Consider the following 21,672-nt stretch of genomic DNA (forward strand, 5'->3'; position numbering starts at 1 on the left):
CAAAATTGAATATAAGCAGGTCGATGTTACGGATAAGAAAGGGATAGCCCATCTAATTCAAAGTATTACAAAGGAGTATGGAAATCTTCACGGTATTATTCATGGCGCTGGAATCATTCAAGATAATTTTATCTTCAAAAAAAGCAAGGAAGAAATGCAAAACGTTATTTCGCCAAAAGTTTCCGGGCTTGTAAATCTGGACGAAGCGAGCAAGGGGTTACCTCTTGACTTCTTTATTTTCTTTTCCTCGATTGCAGGAAGCTTAGGTAATGCAGGGCAGAGTGATTATTCGGCGGCGAATGCCTTCATGGACAGCTATGCGAACTATCGTAATGAGTTAGTCGGGCTAAAAGAGCGATATGGCAGAACACTGTCGGTTAATTGGCCGCTGTGGAAAGAAGGGGGAATGCATGTTGACGAAGAGGTCGCGAAAAGTATGTTGCAAAAAACGGGGATGCTTCCTCTTGAGACGGCTGCTGGTATTCAGGCTTTGTATCGTAGCTTAGCTTCTGGTGCAGAACAAGTGATGGTGCTGGAAGGAGAGTGTCAGCGCCTTAGAGAATTTTTCACCGGATTTTCTCCTACAAAGGAAGCTACGCCTTCTGTAACACAAGAATATAAAATGGGTTTCACTATCGAAGAAGATTTATTTCAAGAAAAGATTAGCGACTATTTTAGAAAAATAATTGCTTCCACAATCAAAGTACCAATGAAAGAAATTGACGCAGAGGATCCAATGGATGAATATGGGATAGATTCAATTATAGCCATGCAAATCACCAGTAACTTAGAAGAAATATTTGGTTCGCTGCCAAAAACCTTGTTTTTTGAGTATCAGAACATCAAAGAATTAACAGCCTATTTTTTTGAATGTCATAGCAAGCAATTGTTGGATTTGCTGGGCATTAGAGAAGAAGAGACAACTGTACTGAGAGAGTTTGAACCTATAATAGAGTCTGTAAAATCCCATGAGGGTAGTAATTGCAGTCGCCCACGTTTTATAGCCAGCAGAGAAGAATCCAGGGGAAAAGAAGAGAAGAACAACGGAGATATTGCCATCATTGGTGTTTCTGGACGTTATCCGGGAGCAAAGAATATCGGCGAACTTTGGATAAATTTACAAGCTGGGAGAGATTGTATCACTGAGGTTCCTAAAGAAAGGTGGGATTATCATGCCTATTATGATGAGGATAAGAATAAATCAGGGAAAACGTACTGTAAATGGGGAGGTTTTTTAGAAAATTCCGACCGTTTTGATTCGCTGTTTTTTGCCATTTCACCGGAAGAAGCAAAATTTATGAATCCTCAAGATCGTCTTTTTATGGAAACCGTTTGGAACCTATTTGAGAGTGCAGGATATACACGGGAGTCTTTAAAACATCAGTACCAGACCCGGGTTGGAGTTTATGTCGGCTCGATGTATCAGGATTATGATAGCAAATCAAGTAGCATAAACGAGTTGTCAACCTTTATGTGTTCTTCTATTGCAAATCGAATTTCTCAGTATTTTAATCTCCAGGGACCTAGTGTGGTTATTGATTCTATGAGTTCTTCTTCTGCTATTGCGATTCATATGGCTTGTGAAAGTTTAATCAGGGGAGAATGCCGGCTTGCAATAGCTGGGGGTGTGAATCTTTTGTATCTCCAAAAATATTTGAGGCTAAGCAAAATCAAAATGATTGGTAGTCATATTCATAGCAGAAGTTTTGGGGATGGAGACGGATATCTGCCGGCGGAAGGGGTTGGTGCTGTACTATTAAAACCTCTTACTCAGGCAATAAAGGATGGGGATCGTATTCTAGCTGTTATTAAATCGTCAGTAACTAATCATGGAGGACATACTAATGGAGCGGCTACTCCTAATATTAATGCTCAAATACAGTTGATTGAGGATAATTTTAAAAAAACTGGTATGGATCCCCGGACAATCAGTTATGTTGAAGCGGCTGCAAATGGATTTCCCGTTGGAGATCTTATCGAGATTTCGGCATTGGATAAAGCATTTCATAAATTTACAAATGATCAACAGTTTTGTGCAATTGGGTCTATAAAAGCTAATATTGGTCATGCGGAAGCTGCTTCAGGAGTGTCTCAATTGACTAAAGTAATTTTGCAATTACAACATCAGCAATTGGTTCCTGCAATTGGAGCAGAAACTTTAAATCCTAATATACATTTTGAAAAAACGCCATTTTATATACAACGAAAGCTTACAGAGTGGAAGCGGCCTATGGTATGGATTGATGGAGAAGAACGGGAAGTTCCAAGGAGAGCCACAGTGAGTTCATTTGGAGCTGGAGGTTCGAATGTACACTTGATTGTGGAAGAATATATTCCTTCTCCAAACGAAACATTACATCGCCGTTCTCAAATTTCACCACAGATTGTAGTTTTTTCAGCTAAGAACCAAGAAAGATTAGTAGTCGTTTGTCAACAGATGCTTGAGTTTATAGAATGTAAGGAAGAACTTATCTTACAGGACATTGCATATACTCTTCAAGTGGGACGGGAAGCAATGGAGGCTAGAGTAGCTATGGTCGTAAATAATCGACAAGAGTTGATTCAAAGCTTAAAAGAATACTTAAAACATCCTAAAAAAAGAGAAGCCTGTGTACCAATTTTCGCAGTAAATCTAGAAGAAGAACACGAAATGAAAAATCTCTTTTCAGGGAATACCGGAGAAAAATTTTCTCAAGTGCTTTTAGCTGAAAAAAATCTTAATAAAATTGCCATGTATTGGAGTCAAGGAGGCAAAATTCCATGGGATTCATTTCATGAACAAAATGAAGTCCGTAAAATCTTTTTACCAACATATCCTTTTAAAGAATGCCAGGTTGTGTCAATCTAAAAATGGGGATAGACTTTTGCTAACGTTGCATCCATTTTTTTACAATATCATTCGATGCTAAATGCAACATTTGCGTAGGGAATCATCAAAAAGATTGAGTCCTACTTTCATTGAAAGTAGGACTCAATCTTTTTGTAGAAAGGGATAGGTTATGGACCTGGCTTTACCTATTGTGTTTGCACAGTACAGCTTTAATGGCAGCATAGCTAATTTCTTCTGGCAAGGCGTCTTTCAGGATTTTTAATCTTTCTGCGCCCAATTGTGCGACCTTACTAAGAATTAACTTTTCATATTGAGGCGGGATAAGAGCATCCCAGTTTACAGGATGTCCCTCTTGGTAGCAGCGTACCAAGTGATCTTGTATCGTAAGGGATTTTAGTTTGCGCATTTGGCTGATTTCTTCTAGAGAATGTCCTTTTTGGTATAGCTCAAGACTGATAACATGGCTGGGACTTTCCTGGACTTTTACAGCCGCTTCTTTACTTTCTATAGAAAGGTTAGAGGATTGAATATTATTTGCCAATGCATATTGCTGTAAGACTTCGAGGAACTCATCACCATAGCGTTTTCGTTTGCTTTCACCCACCCCTTTTATGGTCAATAGAGCATCATAGCTAGTTGGGCAATATTCGCTCATTTCCTTTAAGGTGCTGTCGGCAAATACAAGATAGGGTGGTATTTGTTCTCTGTCAGCAATGGTTTTACGTAAGCTTCGCAGCAAACTAAAAAGAGAATTGTCTGCTGTGATTTTCTGGGTACGTTTCGGTACTTTCTGCCATACTTTTGTTTGATTTTTTAATACGGCGACTCCTTTAGGTGCCAGTTTCACTACCGGATATTCACTGTCCGTTAACATTAGATAATCGGTAGCAATTAACCGATTAATGGCATCTCGTATTTCTGGTAAGGTATAGTTTTTTAACAAGCCGTAGGTGGATAGGCTGTCAAAACCTAGCTGTAGGACTTTTTTATCCTTAGATCCTTTTAATACGCTGGCAATTAAAGTCGTGCCATAACGTTCTTTAACTCGCATGACGCAGGAAAAAATCTTTTGAGCGTCTAATGTAATATCCGTAAGTTCATTGTCATCCTTACAATTGCTGCAATTGGCGCATTCTGTTATATCACTTGTCTCACCAAAATAACTTAAGATAAATTTTCGCAGGCATTCTGGGGTATGACAATAATCTACCATCGTTTGCAGTTTGCTAAGTTCATTGGTTTTCCGGTCGGTATCAAATGTTGTTTGCTCGATCAGATATCGTTGTAATAAAGGATCTTGGGCGCCAAACAGCAGCATGCATTCGCTTGGTTCTCCGTCTCGTCCCGCACGACCTGCTTCTTGGTAATAGGCTTCCATGTTTTTGGGCATATTGTAATGAATCACATAGCGCACATTGGATTTATCAATCCCCATACCAAAGGCATTGGTAGCGACCATGATACTGATATTGTCATAGATGAATTGTTCTTGGTAGTGCTGGCGTTCCTTATCAGGCAGTCCAGCATGATATTTGCCTACAGAGTAACCTTTTTTGTATAATAGGCTATAAAGATTATCTACTTCTTTACGGGTAGCCGCATAAATAATTCCGGATTGTTCTTTGTTGGCGGTAATATATTTAAGGGTAAAGTCTTGTTTGTTTTCACCGCGAATAACGGTAAAGGATAGGTTTTCACGATCAAAACCAGTCATATACACATCAGGATTTTTTAAGGCTAATAAGGTAATAATGTCTTGTGTTACATCTGTAGTAGCGGTTGCAGTAAAGGCACCAATAATGGGACGGTTGGGCAGTGAGGCAATAAAAGATCCAACGGCCCGATAGCTTGGACGAAAATCATGTCCCCATTGTGAGACACAGTGGGCCTCATCAATGGCTAATAAAGAGATGGTAAGGACCTTGATGGCAGCTTGAAAACTATCCGATTCTAAACGCTCTGGAGCGATATAGATGATTTTGTAGCGACCGCATTTTGCATTGTAAATACGTTCATTGACCTGGGAGAGGGTGAGGGAGCTATTAATAAAGGTAGCAGGAATTCCCACCCCGTTTAATGCGTCAACCTGGTCTTTCATTAAAGAAATCAAGGGTGAGACAACGAGGGTAACACCTGGCAGTAAGAGGGCGGGGATTTGAAAACACAGGGATTTACCAGCGCCTGTGGGCATGATGGCTAAGGTATCTTTATTGCCTAATAGGCTGGTGATGATTTTCTCCTGACCAGGACGAAAGGTGGTATAACCATAGTGTTGCTTTAAGATTTTTAGGGCGGCATTTAACATGTAATTATCTCCTGAAAATTATTTTTGTTATAGTTCCTGCTTCTTTGTGACATTGAAGAGGAGCCGATACTTTTATCCTTTAATGCTTAGTTCGTCTTTTGGTAGGAGGATTCCTGTCGATATAACAGATGCTTTTTATGCCAATACCATTATATTTTTTCGGCTAATCATGTATAATGGAGAATAAAGTTGTGTTTGAGGAGGGTTTACTATTAAGTTTCAACAGCTTACTCTAGAAGATAAGCCGCTATTTGATCGATTCTTTAGTGAGCGGCGATATGAAAATGCCCATTATAATTTTACGAATCTATTTATGTGGCGTAAAGCCTATAAAATACAGTGGACGGTTGAAGGTAATTATCTATGTGTGAAAGCTTGCTGGGAAGGGGTAATATTCTTTTTACCACCCTTTGGTCCAAAGGAAGGTCTATCAGAGATATTGGATAGTATGATACAGCATGCAAAAGAGAATGATTTTACTTTTTCGCTGCAAGGCGTAGAAGCTTTTATGATCGAGTGGCTGGAAGAGGCGAAGCCAGGTTATTTTACATCCAAAGCTGTGCGGGATAATTTCGATTATGTGTATTCAGCGAAAGATTTAATTGAGCTAAAGGGGCGTAAATTTCATACTAAGAAAAACCATGTAAATAGTTTTAGAAAAAAATACAGCAATTATGAATATGTACCTATGACTGAGGAAATGACGAGGGAATGTATTGAGTTTATGCAGGAGTGGTGTGATGAGCGAGGCTGTGTAAAAGGTGATGATCTGGACTGTGAAAGAAATGCAATTGTGGAAGCGATGAATAACTTTACGGTTCTTGGTTTTCAAGGAGGAGCTATTTTTATTGATGGTAAAATGGTAGCCTTTAGTTATGGCGAAATGGGCAATGACGATACCGCAGTAATTCATGTGGAAAAAGGTCGTATGGGAATCAATGGTGTATATAGTATTATCAATCAGGAGTTCTGTGCTCGTACTTTCTCACAGGCGATGTATATTAACCGAGAGGAAGATATGGGGATTGAAGGCTTACGAAAAGCAAAAGAATCCTATCAGCCTATTAAAATGATAGAAAAATATAACGTAAGAATAAAATTATAGTAAGTACGCCTACGATTTAGGTCGAGGGCGAGTTCCATCTGAATCGTAGCCGTACTTACTATATAAATAGTATAAAATCCCTGGTGCTTACGGTCAAAAGAGATCGTAAGCACCAGGGACTTTTTGCATAGTTAGGTTCTTTTTCAGGGTATGATAGTAAAAAGGAATTGAAAGTAGTCATAAAAAGTTATGACTAAAAAAGCAGGAAGATTACAACTATTTGTACAAATAGGTAGCAAATAGGAATAAGGAGATGATTCTATGAAAAAAGTACAATTAGCATATGGTAAAGGCAGTATTAGTATTGAAGTTCCTGATAAGGCAGTAATAGTAGAACCCCCGCATATAGAGAGTTTGGCAGATGAGAAGGGAGCTGTTGTTCAGGCTCTGCGTCATCCTACTGGAACTCCTCCTTTAAAGGAAATGGTAAAAGCATCGGATACGGTTGCCATTGTAATTTCTGATATCACAAGACCAACTCCTAATCACAAATTAGTTCCATGGCTGATTGAGGAGCTGTCTCATGTTCCTAAAGAAAATTTTGTGGTTATCAATGGATTAGGGAGCCATCGCCATAATACGAGAGAAGAATTAATTAGTATGCTAGGGCAGGAAGTCGTTGATACGATTCGCGTCATCAATCATGAAGCCTTTGATGATAAGGAATTAGTACACGTTGGTCGGAATAGTTATGGATCCGAAGTGTATTTAAATAAAACCTATGTAGAAGCTGATTTTAGAATTGTTACAGGATTTATTGAGCCGCACTTTTTTGCTGGCTTTTCTGGCGGTCCAAAGGGCATAAATCCAGGAATTGTTGGTATTAAAACGATTCAGGACTTTCATAATGCTGAAATGATCGGTAATCCAAAGAGTACTTGGGGCGTAATTGAGGGCAATGGTGTGCAAGATGCAGCTACTCAAAATTGTTTAATGGCAAAGCCGCAGTTTATGTTGAATGTGACATTAAATGGAGATAAAGAAATAACCAATGTGTTTGCAGGAGATGTTATTCAAGCTCATCGAGTAGGCTGCGAATTTGTAAAACATCATGCGATGGTTGCGGTAGATCATTCTTTTGATATTGTCATTACGACAAATGCAGGATATCCTTTGGATCAGAATCTATATCAAACAGTAAAAGGGATGAGTGCTGGTGCGCAAATTGTAAAAGAGGGCGGCAGTATTATCAGTGTTGCCGAATGTTCAGATGGGCTGCCAAGCCATGGTAATTTTGGCCCCATTTTGAAAATGCGCAATACTCCCCAAGCACTGCTGGATATGATTAATGAACCATCTTTTTCTATGTTTGATCAGTGGGAAGCCCAAGCACTGGCAATGATACAGGTTAAAGCAGATTGTTATTTATACTCAACCTTAGATAAAGAGACTGTAGCAGACTGCATGCTGCAATCTGCTACAAATATAGAACAAACATTGGCAACGTTGATTGACAAGTACGGGCCTGATGCAAGTATTGCTGTATTGCCTCTAGGGCCACTCGTTGTTCCTTACGTTGCCAAGTAAAAGTGCGAGTCTCCATTTTTGTGGAGGCTCGTTTTTCTTATAGTGCTACAATTTATAGGTTTTGCGAACCACAAAGGCACAATGCCGCTGAGCGGCACACCTTTGTGTCCTTTACGTCTTTGTGGTTCGATTGTTTTATATGTTTTTCTCTGTGGTCTCTGCGCCTCTGCGGTTCATTTATTTTAAGTATAGTGTGATAAATATTACTCCATACTATTGTTGAGGTGGAGTAGATGGTAAATAAACAAAAATTTATGATTTTGATGTTTCTGATTGGAATTCTGACAGTGGCAGGAGCTTGTTCTTTTTTGCAGTCCCCTGCTCCCAAACCAGATCCTGAGGTAGTGGAAACCCCCAGTCCACAAGTACCGGTGCCAGAAACGGTTCAGCCTATCCCAGGGGTAGAAACGTTAGACGTTAATAAATATAAAAATGAACCAACAATTACGGTGTGGATTGCAGATAAAGGCTATGTAGACAGAATGTTATTAGAAAAGTATCTAGAAGGCGTTGTCGCGAGGGAAATGCATAACGATTGGCCGATTGAAGCTTTAGCTGCTCAGGCGATTACATCACGCACACTAACCCTTCATGCGATAGAAGCGGGTACGATTATGCGGTTGCATCATGCTGACGTGAGTACGGCTAAAGAAGAGCTGCAAGCTTACGCACCTGAGTTAGTAAATGACAATGTTAGAGAAGCGGTACGCCGTACCAGAGGTGAAGTACTGACATATGCAGGAGGCTTGATCAATGCCATCTACAGCTCTTGTAATGGACAAATTGCCGCCACCAAGGAAGAGAGCTTTCCAGAAGAGATACCTACTCCAACGCCATACTTTCAGCCAATAACAGACCGGTGTTTTCAATACGCACCCGAGAAAGAGCAGTCTTGGACGGTTAAAATACCAGGAGCAGAAGTTGCTGCTGCTGTTGGTTATTTTGGCAATCCGAAAAATATTCGAATCTTGGAAAAAGGTCCTTCGGGCCGTATTCTATATATTGGTGCAGGAGATAAAAAAGTATATGGTTCTGATTTTAGAAAGAAAGTCGGCTATGACCGTTTAAGATCTACATTAATTACAGAGATGAATTATGATGGAGAAAGTTTTACTTTTAAAGGAATGGGATGGGGCAATGGTGTAGGTTTGTGCCAGTGGGGGGCTTATACCTTTGCTCAAGAGGGGCAAAAAGCTGAAGATATTGTGAAAACCTATTATGTAGGGACAGAGGTGACAAAGCTCTGGCAGTAAGAGCACAGAGTAATCTTTTGGCACGGTTTTGCATATACTAGTAGTGGAGAGGCAGTCATTTGACGCCTCATCCATATAGGCGCCGCGGTTTCTCTTTTACAAAGAAGGGACTGCGGCGCTACGGTTTTTTACCACAAAGACGCTAAGGACACAAAGGGTTCTATTACTATTTTTTGTGCACTCCTTTGTGTGCCGCATCAGCGGCATTGTGCCTTTGTGGTTCATAAATTCTTATATCTTTTCCTAAAACGATGCTTCTCTATTTATAAAAAAAGTTACTTTTAAACGTGCTGTTTATATAATTGCTAGTTGCCTTTTTAGATTCTTAGTGGGGCTGGATTATGGAATAAAAGTGTTGGTTTTATTGTCGATATTCTAGCAGGATTTACTGTATTGCCATTGAACTTATATATAGCAGAAGAAGCGGATATTAAAAAGGTTGAGAGCAAATGGAGTCCGACAGCAAAAGGGAGATGGCGAATATGGCAGAGTATGCAATTACGACAGAAATGGCAGGCTCATTGGCACGGTTTATTTATCAAAATACTGGTTATCATATTATTGTCTGTAACCAAGATGCTATGATTGTAGGAGATTCAGATGGCGGTAAGCGTCTGAACACAAAGCATCTTGGTTCACAAAACATTCTTAGTGGTCACTTGGATGAATATGTAGTAACAACAGCTGATGTGGCAAAAAACCCAACCCTAAAAGAAGGACAGAATTATCCGATTGAGGTTGATGGGCAAAGAGTGGGTACTTTTGCTATTGCAGGTCAATTGGATTATGTGCGTCCCATTGCTAAGGTCGTGGTGGCTTTGTTAAGTACACGATTAAAACAGGCAAAGCAAATCGAGATTGTTCAGCAAGTAGCTCATGCGGTTTCACAAAATGTGAGTCAGGCAGTTGCTGCCATAGAGGGTATTTCTGCCTCTTCCCAAGAATTAGCTGCAAATACGGAAAGTGTTGTGAATGTATCTCATGATTCTGTTAGACGAGTAAAAGATACGGGGAAAATTCTTGACATGAGTCGTAAAATTGCCACTCAAACCAAGCTGTTGAGTCTGAATGCTTCCATTGAAGCAGCCAGAGCTGGAAATTATGGCAGAGGTTTTGCGGTAGTTGCACAAGAAATGCAGAATTTGGCGCAAAATAGTGCAGATGCTACGGAAAATATTAATAAGATATTGCAGGAAATACAAGAATCGATACAAAAAGTAATTGATGGCATCAATCAGTCTGCGCTAATCTCCAATAAACAAGCCGGGACGATGCAAGATATTATTAAAGTGATTCAAGATGTTCAGACCTCATCAGCTGATTTGGTAGCAGCATTTAACAATAAAAATCAGTAACTGAAAATTAAGATCAAAAATAAAATGAAATAAATATATATTTTTGGGAATTTTTCGTATATTATATAATGAATGATTCGTTAAACGCGCCGCTTGTCTGCTATGCACAGGCATGAGGCGTTGTGTTTTTTTATGTACATTTTTTTCTTCCTTTTCTTGCAATATTTGCTGAGTACGCTATAATATATTTCAGGCTGACAGAGGAGATAATATGATAGATATTGTTATTACAATCATTGGTACTCAAAAAGATGAGAAAGGTGAAGAATCTCGTATTGAATGTACTACCAAAGGCCGTTATTATGAAAGAAATAACATTCGATATATTGTATATAAGGATAGTGAGATTTCTGGTATCGAGGGCGTTACTACGATGTTGAAAGTGTACGATAGACATGTGGTATTGGTACGAACGGGCAGCGTAGATCATAAACAAGAATTTCTTCTGGGTGAAAAAAGCTATAGCATGTACCATACACCTTATGGTACTATGCAAATGAGTATCCTGACAAACAGCCTAAAGATGGCTTTAACCAGTACAATTGGAACCGTCACGATTGAGTACGAATTAGAAATAAACGGACAATGGCAAAGTGCCAATACCTTGTCGATCAGCATACAGGAGGAAAGCATAAGTGGACATTAAAGAGTTATTACATAAAGCAATTTATCAAGCAGCTCAGGCAGCCATTGTTGATGGTGTATTTGCCAGTCATGAGTTGCCACAAGTAATCCTGGAAGTACCACCTAAAAAAGAGTTTGGAGATTTTGCTACTAATTTTTCGATGCAGGCAGCCAGAGCTGCAAAAACCAATCCAAGAGTGATTGCCGAAGCAATTGTTGCTCGGATGAAAGAAACATGGTTGGAAAAAGCTGTGATTGCAGGACCGGGATTTATTAATTTTTATTTGAAATCTGACTGGTTATATACCATGTTAAACGATATATTATCCCAAGGTGAAAATTATGGTAATAGCAAAGCTGGCCCAAAAGAGCGTGTACAGGTAGAATATGTTAGTGCCAACCCTACTGGACCTCTTCACGTAGGTCATGGTCGTGGTGCTGCAGTAGGAAGTGCTTTGGTAAATTTATTAAAAGCAGCAGGATATGACGTGGCTAGTGAATATTATATCAATGATGCGGGTAATCAAATTGATAACCTGGCAGCATCTGTTCATGCCCGTTACCTTGAACTTCTCGGTCAAAAGGTAGAGTTTCCTGGAGATGGTTATCATGGCCAGGATATTATCGATACGGCTCAGCGTATCATTGATAAGGCGGGAGAAAGCTACCTTTCCATGCCTGTTCTAGAGCGGTTAGCAGTCTTTAAAGAAATCGCCCTGCAGGAGAAACTGGCTGCGTTAAAAGCGGATCTTGCCGCATTTAATGTACAATTTGATGTTTGGTTTAGCGAGTGTACATTGCATCAAGACGGTGCATTGCAGGAGACCTGTCAGGTGCTCAAAAGCAATGGTTCAATCTATGAACAAGAAGGAGCTCTTTGGTTAAAATCCACAGCCTATGGAGATGATAAGGACCGGGTAGTAATTCGTGACAATGGAATTCCTACTTATTTAGCTGCCGATATTGCCTATCATAGAAACAAGCTGGAAAGAGGGTTTGATCAATTAATTAATATTTGGGGTGCTGATCATCATGGTTATATTTGCCGTGTGAAAGCAGCCATTGGTTCCTTAGGATATTCTCCCGAACAACTGGAAGTTTTGATTGTACAAATGGTAAGCTTATATAGAAGTGGCCAATTGGTAAAAATGTCAAAACGTACAGGGCAAAGTGTGACGTTGTCGGAGTTGATTGAAGAAGTTGGTACAGATGCTGCAAGATTTTTCTTCATTATGCGGTCTCTTGATAGTCAATTAGATTTTGATCTTGATTTAGCAAAGTCAAAATCCAATGAGAATCCCGTGTATTATATACAATATGCTTATGCGCGCATCGCCAGTATTTTTCGTCAAGCTGCAGAAGATGGGATTATACTCGAGGGGGTTGATGCTGCGAAATTAAGTCTGCTTACCAGCGAGTGTGAGGTGGATTTAATTAAGAAGTTGGGTGAATATCAAGAAGAAATCGCAGATGCTGCGAAAGAAAGGGCGCCTCATCGTATTGCCCGCTATGCTCATGATTTGGCAGGGCAGTTTCACACCTTTTATAACCAATGCCGCATTAAAGGGGTTGAACAGGATTTGCAATTGGCACGTATGGGGCTGGCAAAAGCTGTGCAAACAACCATTAGGCATGCATTAGGCATTTTGGGGATTAGTGTACCAGAAAAAATGTAGAGATTTTTTTGAAAAAGTCTTACTAAAAAAAGGAATTTTCCTAAATATGGTGAATCATTACCAGCAAAAATGATTTCAAGCTCAATATTAAACGCTGCGTGCGGAAGGAATAAAATAATATGACAGATATGATGAAACAGGTTTCAGAAGTAGAATTAGCTTATAAAATTTTGCAAAAAACAGGACACTCCATGTATTTTAGAGAGTTAATTACAGAGGTATTAGAACTGAAAGGTCGCAGAATTCACTCTTTAGCTCATGCTATGTCGGAAGTGCATACACAAATCAATATGGATAGTCGATTTGTCCATATGGGAAAAGGCATGTGGGGTCTCGTTGAGTGGTCGCCGCAACAGCTGAGCGCTCATTCTGCCAGTGATGATACTGATAGCGCACCAAGTTCTTTTTCTTCCCGCCGTGAAAAACTCTTTGAGGAAATTCAACAAGAATATGTTGCGTCCGCGGCAGAGCCTGGTGAACGAGAATAAGTACTTGACACTGCCCTTTAGTAAAGTATAAAATGATTGGCGTACTTGAACTAAATTAGCGTACTAAATGACATATACTGTTAAAGGCATTTTTAGGAGGAAATAGGACTATGACAAAATATATATTTGTTACCGGGGGGGTTGTATCTTCACTTGGTAAAGGTATTACTGCTGCTTCTTTGGGGCGGTTGCTAAAGAATCGCGGGCTAAAGGTAACGATCCAGAAGTTTGATCCATACATTAATATTGATCCAGGAACCATGAGTCCTTATCAGCATGGTGAAGTATTTGTTACCGATGATGGAGCGGAAACTGATCTGGATTTGGGACATTATGAGCGTTTTATTGATATTAATTTGAGTAAAAGCTCCAATGTAACAGCAGGAAAAATATATTTGTCTGTTATTAATAAAGAACGTAAAGGTGATTATTTGGGGAGTACGGTGCAGGTTATTCCTCATATTACCAATGAGATAAAAGAACGTGTTTATCGTGTTGGCAAAGAAGATAATGCGGACGTAGTCATCACTGAGATTGGCGGTACTGTCGGCGATATTGAAAGCCTTCCCTTTTTAGAAGCGATCCGCCAGGTAAAAAAAGAAGTAGGGCGCAATGATGTACTGTATCTTCATGTCACCTTATTGCCTTATATTGCTGCTGCAGGAGAGCTTAAAACCAAGCCGACACAACATAGCGTAAAAGAACTGAGAAGTATTGGTATTACGCCTGATATTATTGTTTGTCGTACGGAATATGATATTTCATCTGATATGCGAGATAAATTGGCTCTTTTCTGTGATATTGATTCCGATGCTGTAATACAAAATAAAACGGCAGCCAGCATCTATGAAGTGCCTTTGATGATGCAAGAGGAAGGCCTTGATCGTATTGTCTTAGAAAAGCTTAAAATTGATGCTGGTGATGCCGATATGGCAGATTGGCGTGAAATGGTTCATAAAATCATTAATCCTTCGAAATCAGTAAAAATTGCAATTGTCGGTAAGTATGTGGCTTTGCCTGATGCATATCTGAGCGTGGCAGAAGCCTTAAGACATGCAGGTATTGCCAATGACACTGCCATTCAAATTCATTGGATCAATGCAGAAGAAATCGAGGATGCATCTGTGGACCTTAAAAAGTGTTTTGCAGATGTTGACGGTATTTTGGTACCAGGCGGTTTCGGTGATCGGGGTGTAGAAGGCAAGATTAAAGCCATTCAGTATGCTCGGGAAAACAAAGTACCATTTTTCGGTTTATGCTTAGGTATGCAATGTGCTGTTGTTGAGTTTGCCCGTCATGTATGCAACTTGGCAGATGCTCATAGTACAGAGTTTAATCCTGAGACTCAGTATCCGGTAATTGATCTCATGTCCGAGCAAGTGGCCGTAGAAGAAAAAGGCGGCACTATGCGTTTAGGGATTTATCCATGTAAGGTGTCGGAAGATACCTTAACCTGTCAGGCTTATCAAGATGAAATCATTTATGAACGTCATCGTCATCGTTGGGAATTTAATAATGCCTACCGTGAGCAGCTCACTCAAGCTGGTCTTGTGATCGGTGGTACTTTGCCAAATGGTCGATTAATAGAAATTATAGAGGTTAAGGATCATCCATGGTTTGTTGGTACTCAATTTCATCCAGAACTTAAATCACGTCCGACCAACCCGCATCCATTATTCAGAGAATTTATTAAGGCTGCTCTGAACGGCAAGTAGTAAAAAAAGCAACTGTTGGACTTATTTCCGGCAGTTGCTTTTTTGTAAGCAAAGGATACGTTTTAATGCCGCTGATGCGGCACGCAAAGGAGTGACAAAAAATATAAATAACCCCTTTGTGTCCTTTGCGTCTTTGTAGTCCGATTCGTTTTATATGTTTTAAAGGACGTGAAGCGTTTTTCGCATAGGTAACTTTGTCGAAGGTTTTGTAAAATAAGGAGGTTTGTCTATGTATAAAAAGTCAGTTATCATTGTGATTGGAATTGTGATCGTACTTTCATTAATTGGTTTGGCTTTTCATGGCTTGGGTGCTAAGAATAAGGGAAAAGTCAGCCAGTCGGATAAGATTGGTATCATCTACGTGGATGGTGTTATTATCGGCGGCCGAGGCCAAAGCAGTGTGCTCATGGAGCAAGGTGGCACCGATCAAATTATTAAACAAATACACCAGGCTAGAGATGATGGATCGGTAAAGGCTGTGGTTTTACGAGTAAATAGTCCAGGAGGGAGCGCGGCAGCTTCTCAGGAAGTAGGAGAAGAATTGAAGAAGCTGCGGGCTCAAGGAAAGGTAGTAGTAACGTCCATGGGGGATGTTGCTGCTTCTGGCGGATATTGGCTGGCAGCATGTACGGATAAAATTTATGCAAACCCGACTACGATGACAGGCAGTATTGGTGTATATATGCCTTACGCCAACTGGGAAGAGTTATACAAAAAAGTCGGTATCTATCAAGAGAAAATTAAAAGCGGACCCCACAAAGATATTTTGTCTCCTGAACGGCAAATGACGGATGCAGAACGAGAGATTATTCAAGTTATGGTAGATGATATCTATAATCAATTTGTAGACGTAGTAGCCCAAGGACGCAAGATGGACAAAGAACAGGTGAAGAAACTGGCTGACGGACGTATTTATACAGGTAATCAGGCCAAGCAGCTTGGACTGGTAGATGAATTAGGCAATATGTATGATGCGATTGATGGTGCCAGTCAATTAGCAGGTATTGAAGGGAAACCAACCATAAAAGAATTTGGCAAAACATCTCCTTGGAACATGGTGTTTGGTCCTAGTGAGAAAATAAGTACGCTGCTAGAACAATTTTTATTTCAAAAGGCTGGAAATCAATTGAATCTAGGTGTTCCTTTGGAAGCGGCGCCAGAAAAATGGCAGGTGAAATAAATGGGGAATGTCTTCGACGCTTTGTATGATGTGCTATTCCAACCTAAAATAGCAATGCAGATGATTGCCGAGCAGAAAAATATATCACAGGCTGTGATCGTCTTTTTCCTTAGCCTGGTGATACCCTTATGGGCCTTGTATTTTGGTATGCAGGATGTTGGCATGTCTGCTATGGTTCCCTTTGTTATCGGGTTTAAAATTGTTAGCAGTATGCTCATGTGGTTTATGGGAGCTGCTGTATGGCATTTGATTGCTGAATTTCTTGGTGGCAGAGGCACAGGATTAGGATTATTTACTACACTGGGATTTGCCCAGTTTCCACAAGTATTTATCGTTCCATTGTGGGTAATTGCTGCATTATTGCCAGCCAGTTTGAAAAGCATAATGATGGCGGTTGCTGCTTTGATAATTTTTGGATGGTCATTTTTCCTGACGATAACAGCGATTAAAGAAGTGTATGAATTCTCCACAGCAAAGGCAATGATGGTCATGATCACTCCTGTATTAGCCATCCTAGTGGTATGTGCAATTGCTTTTACCTTTATCGGCAGTGCTGTGACACAAATGCCCATGTGGTTGTAACCGATAGATGTGGGAGCAGTAAAAGTTTAGTATTGATCGTTAATCTGTCAGGAATGAAATGCAGGGATTTCATTCCTGATAATTGTCATGTAAAATATTGATTTCAATAATGGATAGAAAAGGGTAGGATGAAATGAAATGGGGTAAAATTACAATCCTTGTGCTCGTCCTAGCATTCCTGCTTGGAGGATGTGCGAGTCAAACACCAGCGCCAACTGCTGGTCTTAGCGTAGCTGCACCAGAGGAAGGCATGAAGTGGGGACTCTCCCAACAATTACAACAAGAGGGAGCGGGAAATTCCTATCGAGTGATGGCAGCACAAGGTCAAGGGACGATGCTGGAACTGGTAGCAGGGAACCAGGGCAAGATTGAATACTTCGTGGAGGTAAAAGCCGATGCGGCAGCCTTTGCAAATATAAGACTAGAGTTTTTGTCTACGCAAGGGGGAGGGCGGATTCGATTCGCAGCTTTTGACAATAAGGGGAATCTTCTCAGCGAAACGAGCTCTATTTTTACAGGACAGCTGCCTCCTGACACTGCTCACGAAAAGTGGCAGGATAGGCGATATTATAATAATTATCAAGGCGGCTGGATCGAGGAAACTCATTATTTCTCCAAAATGTTAGCTGATTTGCCACAGGCTGTTTCATCTGATGCAGTAACCTATCGTCTCAGCGTAGAAGTGAGTGAGGGACAGCATGCTCTTATTTCTCAGTTTACGACGGGCATAGATATCACGAAAGCTGTAGCACTGACTCCTAGTATGCTAAAATATACTGTCAAGCAGGGAGATTGGCTCACGATTGAAGCCGATGTGGAAAATCAAAGTCAAGAACTTCTGGAAAATGTGGCAGTGCGCCTTCAGGAACCTTATGGTTACGGTCTAGTTGCAGTAGATCAAGTCACAAAGACGATTGCACGTTTAGCCCCAGGGGAGAAACAACGCGTTAGCTGGCAGATTCAAGCGCAAAGACCTGATAGCGTAAACTTAAATCAGCCTTGGTCCATTGGCTTTCGTGTAAATGAAGTGCCGCTATCGTCAAAAATCGGAGTAAAGGTAGCGGATACAAGACCGGGAAAAATCTTTTATGTAATGACCGAAGATTTAGAACCCATTGATGGTGCTGGTTACGCTAAAGCCTGGGGGAATGCCAATGGGTGGCTGGACCCACAGGAATTTTTGGGACAAATGGTTTTTAAAGCGGAAAAACTCAATGAAATAGCTGAAAAGCATGGGGCAAAGTGGACCCATTATATTGCTTGGCCGGCTGTTAAAGCTGCTCAATGGGCCGCAGGTCAGTCAACCTTGGGTGAGTGGTCTAAGGTAGTAGCAGCGATTAGAAACTCCGTCATCCAAGAATCTGGAAAAGGTCATGAATATGGAATTCATATGCATTCCGATTATGACCCTTATCTGCCTAGCAATGCTCTGTCCTATAATGCTGCAGTTGACGGATTTTGGGCCAATCATTTAAAACATGGTTGGGCTCATTCTATAGAACATGAAGGCAATTTTAGTGACTATAACAGCCGAACTGGCATCTTATACCAGTATCAGGCAATCGTAGATCAATTGTCGGCCAATTCTTCCCAAGGGCAATTACTAACAGCTCGAGCAGGCTCTTTTGATTTTGGCAATGGCAGCGAACAAGAGGCGATGAGTACGAATGCGTATAAGAAAGTTGGCCTATTAGGATCCAGTGATGCTGATGGAAATGCAGGAGGTATCACCTCAGGTGAATACGGACGGGAAATTTATTTTGCGGCTGCTGATGATATTAATGCTCCTGCAAAGGATCTTCTAAAGTTAGGGGTAGTGGAGTTTCGCCCCACACCAAAAGAACCCATTGCATATGATAGTCAAAGCGCATCCATCATGAATGAAAAAACAGATCAAGGCATGAACTATTTTACTGCGGGCAGTTCCAATGTAAAGCCCGGGGTGCATGCCATTGTCGGTTTCACACATGCTATGTTTATTATGGGGCAGACAGATTGGCAAAGCCTTGAGGGAGGGCAATTTCAGGCTTTAGATGATCATTTAGCCTATATAAAAGAATCTTATGTCAATAAAGGTTTATTAACCTTTGGAACTGCTAGTGAATTGGTTGCAGATTATTTGGATTATTACACACCTCAGTTATTGGCGGTTTATGGTGCAAGACGATCCGATCGATTTGGTGTTGCTGAGTATAACATCCGAATTTTAGGGCGGGACATTCCTGTTGATGCGAATCATATTCATAGCGTAAATATGAAATATCCGTTGTACTTACACAATAGTGCCTATCGAATCAGTATATTAAAAAATGGACAGACTATTTATAGTACTTGGGGGCTACCTACTCCCTTTAATGATATATTATTTACAGTAGATGATAAAACCGCTGTATATACTGTAAAAATATATCATAATGAACTTGTTGCCAAGTTTATAACGCAAATTCGTTCTTTAAATGAAAAAATATACAAAAAAAATTGACAAAAAGTATTTTTTCCCATTATATAGGAGGATATTTTTAGATTTGTGCGAATAAACATATAACATAGAACATAAACGGATATAAAGTAAATAAGGAGAGGCTAAGAATGTCTAATATCAAACATACAGTATTGGTTATTGATGATCAGCCAGGCATTAGAAGATTACTGATGGAAGTTCTAAGCGAAGAAGGGGATGCAGTTCATACAGCGGCTAATGGCTATGAAGGCATACAAAAAGTGAAAGATCTCAAACCTGTCTTGATTTTGATGGACATGAAAATGCCAGGGATGGACGGAATTGAAACACTACGGGAGCTCAAACGATTAAATCAAGCAAATAAAGTGATTATGATGACTGCATATGGTGAATTAGAATTGGTTAATATCGCCAAGGAATTAGGAGCCTATGCATATATTACCAAACCTTTTGATATTATTGACTTATGTTCTATGATTGCTACTTTGATTTCTGGAAATAATAAAGAATGTGAATTGAAAATTGGTTAGTAGCATGCACCCAAAGAAAATTCTTTGGGTGTTTTTCTTAGAAAAATGACAGATTAGACTGTACTGTAAAATGAATTTGGCTAGAAAAACATGGTTTTTAGTATTCTTTGCGTTAGAGGGTTTTTTGAATAGAGGCAGGATTTTTTTATTGTTTGGCGAAATGAATAATCGAAAGGGGGATGTATATGATTATCAACACGGTTGCAACACTGGCTTTATATTGCCCGCGTTGTGGGAAATTGCACATGCATGATATTTCAAGGTTCGACCTAAAGAATACGGCTGGCAAAAAGCTGTTTTGCAGTTGTGGTCAAATACAAGCCTCTATTACAAGTGTTGGTGAGCGTCAGTGTTTATTGGATATTCCCTGCGTCTTGTGCCAGCGAAATCATGTAATTTGTCTTGAACATAATCGTTTTTGGCATGTGGCTATGGATAAAATATATTGTGTGCAGGAAAATTTTGAATTGGGATTCATCGGGAATCGGCAAGTCATTTCTGAAACCATTGACAAATATAAAATTGAGTTTGAAAAAATGTCCTTGGGCATGGATATCGATGAATATGATGATTATATTCAAAATCCTCAGGTAATGTTTGAAACATTAAATAAAATACACGACATTGCAGAAAAGGGAAAAGTATATTGCCGTTGCGGCAGTAATGCAATTGGTGCTGAAGTATTGCCGGAAGGTATTGAATTAGAATGTGGGCAATGTGGTGGTTATCTTATGATTCCAGCGCAAAGTGAAAAAGATTTAGCGTATGTTGAAGGATTAGAATCCATTGAAATTATTCCTCCGCGGCGTTCACATCGGAAACATTAATAATTGGCATCGAATCACCAATCATTTACGCGTTGAAGCAGATATTTGGTTCCAATTAGCAATTCGTAAGACTTGGCATAAGCCGGGTCTTCTTTATTGCTTATTCATAGAACAATAGATTTTTATAGGAAAAGGAGATGCTACGAAATGGATCGTGAACTTGCATTGGAATTTGTTCGTGTTACAGAAGCGGCTGCTATTGCTTCAGGACGCTGGATGGGAAAAGGTGAAAAGAATTTAGCAGATCAGGCAGCTGTTGATGCAATGAGAACTGCTTTTGATAGTGTTAATATCAATGGTAAGGTTGTTATCGGTGAAGGCGAAATGGATGAAGCTCCTATGCTCTATATTGGGGAAGCAGTAGGTGGCGGCGGTCTGGATGTAGATATTGCAGTGGATCCTCTTGAAGGGACGAATCTTATCGCAAAAGGTTTACCTGGTGCCATTGCTGTTTTGGCAATTGCCTCCCGCGGTGGTTTACTACATGCGCCGGACATGTACATGGACAAAATCGTTGTTGGTCCAAAGGCGGCAGGTAAAGTCAATATTAATGCTTCGGTTACGGAAAATCTTAAGGCCGTAGCCACTGCTCTGGAACGTCAGGTAGAAGATTTAACTGTAGTCATTTTAGATCGGGATCGTCATGAAGGCATTATTGCCGAAGCGCGTAAGGCTGGCGCACGAATCAAGCTGATTACAGATGGTGATGTATCTCCTGCTATTAATGTATGCATTGAAGGTACAGGCGTTCATATGATGATTGGTATAGGCGGTGCACCAGAAGGTGTAATTGCCGCAGCGGCAGTCAAGTGTCTTGGCGGCGATATGCAAGGTATCTTGCGTCCGGAAAATGAACAAGAGATTGCTCGGGCTAAATCAATGGGTATCGCCGATATTCATAAAGTATTAACTATTGATGATTTGGTGAAAGGCGACGATGCATTCTTTGCTGCAACAGCCATTACCCAAGGTGATTTGTTGAATGGCGTACGTTATTTTGGCGGCGGTGCTCGTACTCACTCCATTGTAATGCGTTATAAAACAGGTACGGTACGTTTTGTAGATGCGATCCACAAATTTGAGCGTAAATCAATGGCGATTAAACGCACATAAGAAATAGTTGAGTTTACGTTAAGTAAGGATCTAGCAGGCAAGTTTCCTAATTTCATACCAAACTAGACTTGCCTTAAGGCAAGTCTAGTTTGCGTAATAGG

16 protein-coding genes are annotated in these 21,672 nt (G+C 40.2%); 15 read left to right on the forward strand and 1 reads right to left on the reverse strand.

The genetic code is table 11. The features are described 5' to 3' along the window. On the forward strand, window positions 1-2,848 hold a 2,848-nt coding region (locus LMF89_RS18250), incomplete at its 5' end, for a type I polyketide synthase (protein WP_229536328.1). 163 nt (window positions 2,849-3,011) lie between these two features. On the opposite strand, the gene recQ is transcribed toward LMF89_RS18250, so the two are convergent. Further along, window positions 3,012-5,135, reverse strand: coding sequence for a DNA helicase RecQ (gene recQ, locus LMF89_RS18255; RefSeq protein ID WP_229536329.1), 2,124 nt, complete (start codon window positions 5,133-5,135; stop codon window positions 3,012-3,014). A gap of 211 nt (window positions 5,136-5,346) precedes the next feature. On the opposite strand from recQ, the gene LMF89_RS18260 reads away from it, so the two are divergent. The 14 genes from LMF89_RS18260 to glpX all read left to right on the forward strand — a co-directional run bounded on the left by LMF89_RS18260 (window position 5,347) and on the right by glpX (window position 21,571). Then, the gene (locus LMF89_RS18260; RefSeq protein WP_369412640.1) at window positions 5,347-6,240 is read left to right on the forward strand and encodes a DUF2156 domain-containing protein; all 894 of its coding nucleotides are present in this window, start codon (window positions 5,347-5,349) and stop codon (window positions 6,238-6,240) included. A gap of 261 nt (window positions 6,241-6,501) precedes the next feature. Then, complete coding sequence (larA, locus tag LMF89_RS18265) at window positions 6,502-7,767, forward strand: nickel-dependent lactate racemase (protein WP_229536331.1); 1,266 nt, start codon at window positions 6,502-6,504, stop codon at window positions 7,765-7,767. A 233-nt stretch (window positions 7,768-8,000) separates the two neighbouring features. After that, on the forward strand, window positions 8,001-9,020 hold the full coding sequence (locus tag LMF89_RS18270) for a SpoIID/LytB domain-containing protein (protein WP_229536332.1): 1,020 nt from the start codon (window positions 8,001-8,003) through the stop codon (window positions 9,018-9,020). A gap of 482 nt (window positions 9,021-9,502) precedes the next feature. Continuing rightward, a complete protein-coding gene (locus LMF89_RS18275; protein ID WP_229536333.1) occupies window positions 9,503-10,375 on the forward strand; it encodes a methyl-accepting chemotaxis protein in 873 nt (290 codons plus the stop codon). Window positions 10,376-10,586: 211 nt separating this feature from the next. Continuing rightward, window positions 10,587-11,021 (forward strand): YwiB family protein, encoded by a 435-nt coding sequence (locus tag LMF89_RS18280; protein ID WP_229536334.1) that lies wholly within the window; start codon window positions 10,587-10,589, stop codon window positions 11,019-11,021. Further along, complete coding sequence (gene argS / locus LMF89_RS18285; protein ID WP_229536335.1) at window positions 11,011-12,675, forward strand: arginine--tRNA ligase; 1,665 nt, start codon at window positions 11,011-11,013, stop codon at window positions 12,673-12,675. Before LMF89_RS18280 ends, argS begins: the two co-directional genes overlap by 11 nt. A gap of 119 nt (window positions 12,676-12,794) precedes the next feature. Then, window positions 12,795-13,163, forward strand: a complete 369-nt coding sequence (gene rpoE, locus LMF89_RS18290; protein ID WP_007953961.1) for a DNA-directed RNA polymerase subunit delta — start codon at window positions 12,795-12,797, stop codon at window positions 13,161-13,163. A 110-nt stretch (window positions 13,164-13,273) separates the two neighbouring features. Beyond that, window positions 13,274-14,878 (forward strand): CTP synthase, encoded by a 1,605-nt coding sequence (gene pyrG, locus LMF89_RS18295; protein WP_007953962.1) that lies wholly within the window; start codon window positions 13,274-13,276, stop codon window positions 14,876-14,878. 229 nt (window positions 14,879-15,107) lie between these two features. After that, window positions 15,108-16,058, forward strand: a complete 951-nt coding sequence (gene sppA, locus LMF89_RS18300) for a signal peptide peptidase SppA (RefSeq protein WP_229536336.1) — start codon at window positions 15,108-15,110, stop codon at window positions 16,056-16,058. Then, complete coding sequence (locus tag LMF89_RS18305) at window positions 16,059-16,640, forward strand: Yip1 family protein (protein ID WP_007953964.1); 582 nt, start codon at window positions 16,059-16,061, stop codon at window positions 16,638-16,640. 133 nt (window positions 16,641-16,773) lie between these two features. Then, the gene (locus LMF89_RS18310) at window positions 16,774-19,122 is read left to right on the forward strand and encodes a COG1470 family protein (protein ID WP_229536337.1); all 2,349 of its coding nucleotides are present in this window, start codon (window positions 16,774-16,776) and stop codon (window positions 19,120-19,122) included. A gap of 107 nt (window positions 19,123-19,229) precedes the next feature. Then, window positions 19,230-19,631, forward strand: coding sequence for a response regulator (locus LMF89_RS18315; protein ID WP_229536338.1), 402 nt, complete (start codon window positions 19,230-19,232; stop codon window positions 19,629-19,631). Window positions 19,632-19,816: 185 nt separating this feature from the next. Beyond that, window positions 19,817-20,458, forward strand: coding sequence for a hypothetical protein (locus tag LMF89_RS18320; protein WP_229536339.1), 642 nt, complete (start codon window positions 19,817-19,819; stop codon window positions 20,456-20,458). 147 nt (window positions 20,459-20,605) lie between these two features. Further along, window positions 20,606-21,571: a class II fructose-bisphosphatase gene (gene glpX, locus LMF89_RS18325; RefSeq protein WP_229536340.1), complete on the forward strand. Its 966-nt coding sequence runs from the start codon at window positions 20,606-20,608 to the stop codon at window positions 21,569-21,571. Window positions 21,572-21,672 lie beyond the last annotated feature (101 nt).

It is taken from the genome of Pelosinus baikalensis (assembly GCF_020819555.1).
In the GTDB taxonomy this organism is placed as follows: Bacteria; Bacillota; Negativicutes; order DSM-13327; family DSM-13327; genus Pelosinus; species Pelosinus baikalensis.

Coding starts and splice junctions, on each gene's coding strand:
- recQ (WP_229536329.1), bottom strand. CDS start 5,135: ATGTTAAATGCCGCCCTAAAAATCTTAAAGCAACACTATGGTTATACC.
- larA (WP_229536331.1), top strand. CDS start 6,502: ATGAAAAAAGTACAATTAGCATATGGTAAAGGCAGTATTAGTATTGAA.
- LMF89_RS18270 (WP_229536332.1), top strand. CDS start 8,001: ATGGTAAATAAACAAAAATTTATGATTTTGATGTTTCTGATTGGAATT.
- LMF89_RS18275 (WP_229536333.1), top strand. CDS start 9,503: ATGGCAGAGTATGCAATTACGACAGAAATGGCAGGCTCATTGGCACGG.
- LMF89_RS18280 (WP_229536334.1), top strand. CDS start 10,587: ATGATAGATATTGTTATTACAATCATTGGTACTCAAAAAGATGAGAAA.
- rpoE (WP_007953961.1), top strand. CDS start 12,795: ATGACAGATATGATGAAACAGGTTTCAGAAGTAGAATTAGCTTATAAA.
- pyrG (WP_007953962.1), top strand. CDS start 13,274: ATGACAAAATATATATTTGTTACCGGGGGGGTTGTATCTTCACTTGGT.
- sppA (WP_229536336.1), top strand. CDS start 15,108: ATGTATAAAAAGTCAGTTATCATTGTGATTGGAATTGTGATCGTACTT.
- LMF89_RS18305 (WP_007953964.1), top strand. CDS start 16,059: ATGGGGAATGTCTTCGACGCTTTGTATGATGTGCTATTCCAACCTAAA.
- LMF89_RS18310 (WP_229536337.1), top strand. CDS start 16,774: ATGAAATGGGGTAAAATTACAATCCTTGTGCTCGTCCTAGCATTCCTG.
- LMF89_RS18315 (WP_229536338.1), top strand. CDS start 19,230: ATGTCTAATATCAAACATACAGTATTGGTTATTGATGATCAGCCAGGC.
- LMF89_RS18320 (WP_229536339.1), top strand. CDS start 19,817: ATGATTATCAACACGGTTGCAACACTGGCTTTATATTGCCCGCGTTGT.
- glpX (WP_229536340.1), top strand. CDS start 20,606: ATGGATCGTGAACTTGCATTGGAATTTGTTCGTGTTACAGAAGCGGCT.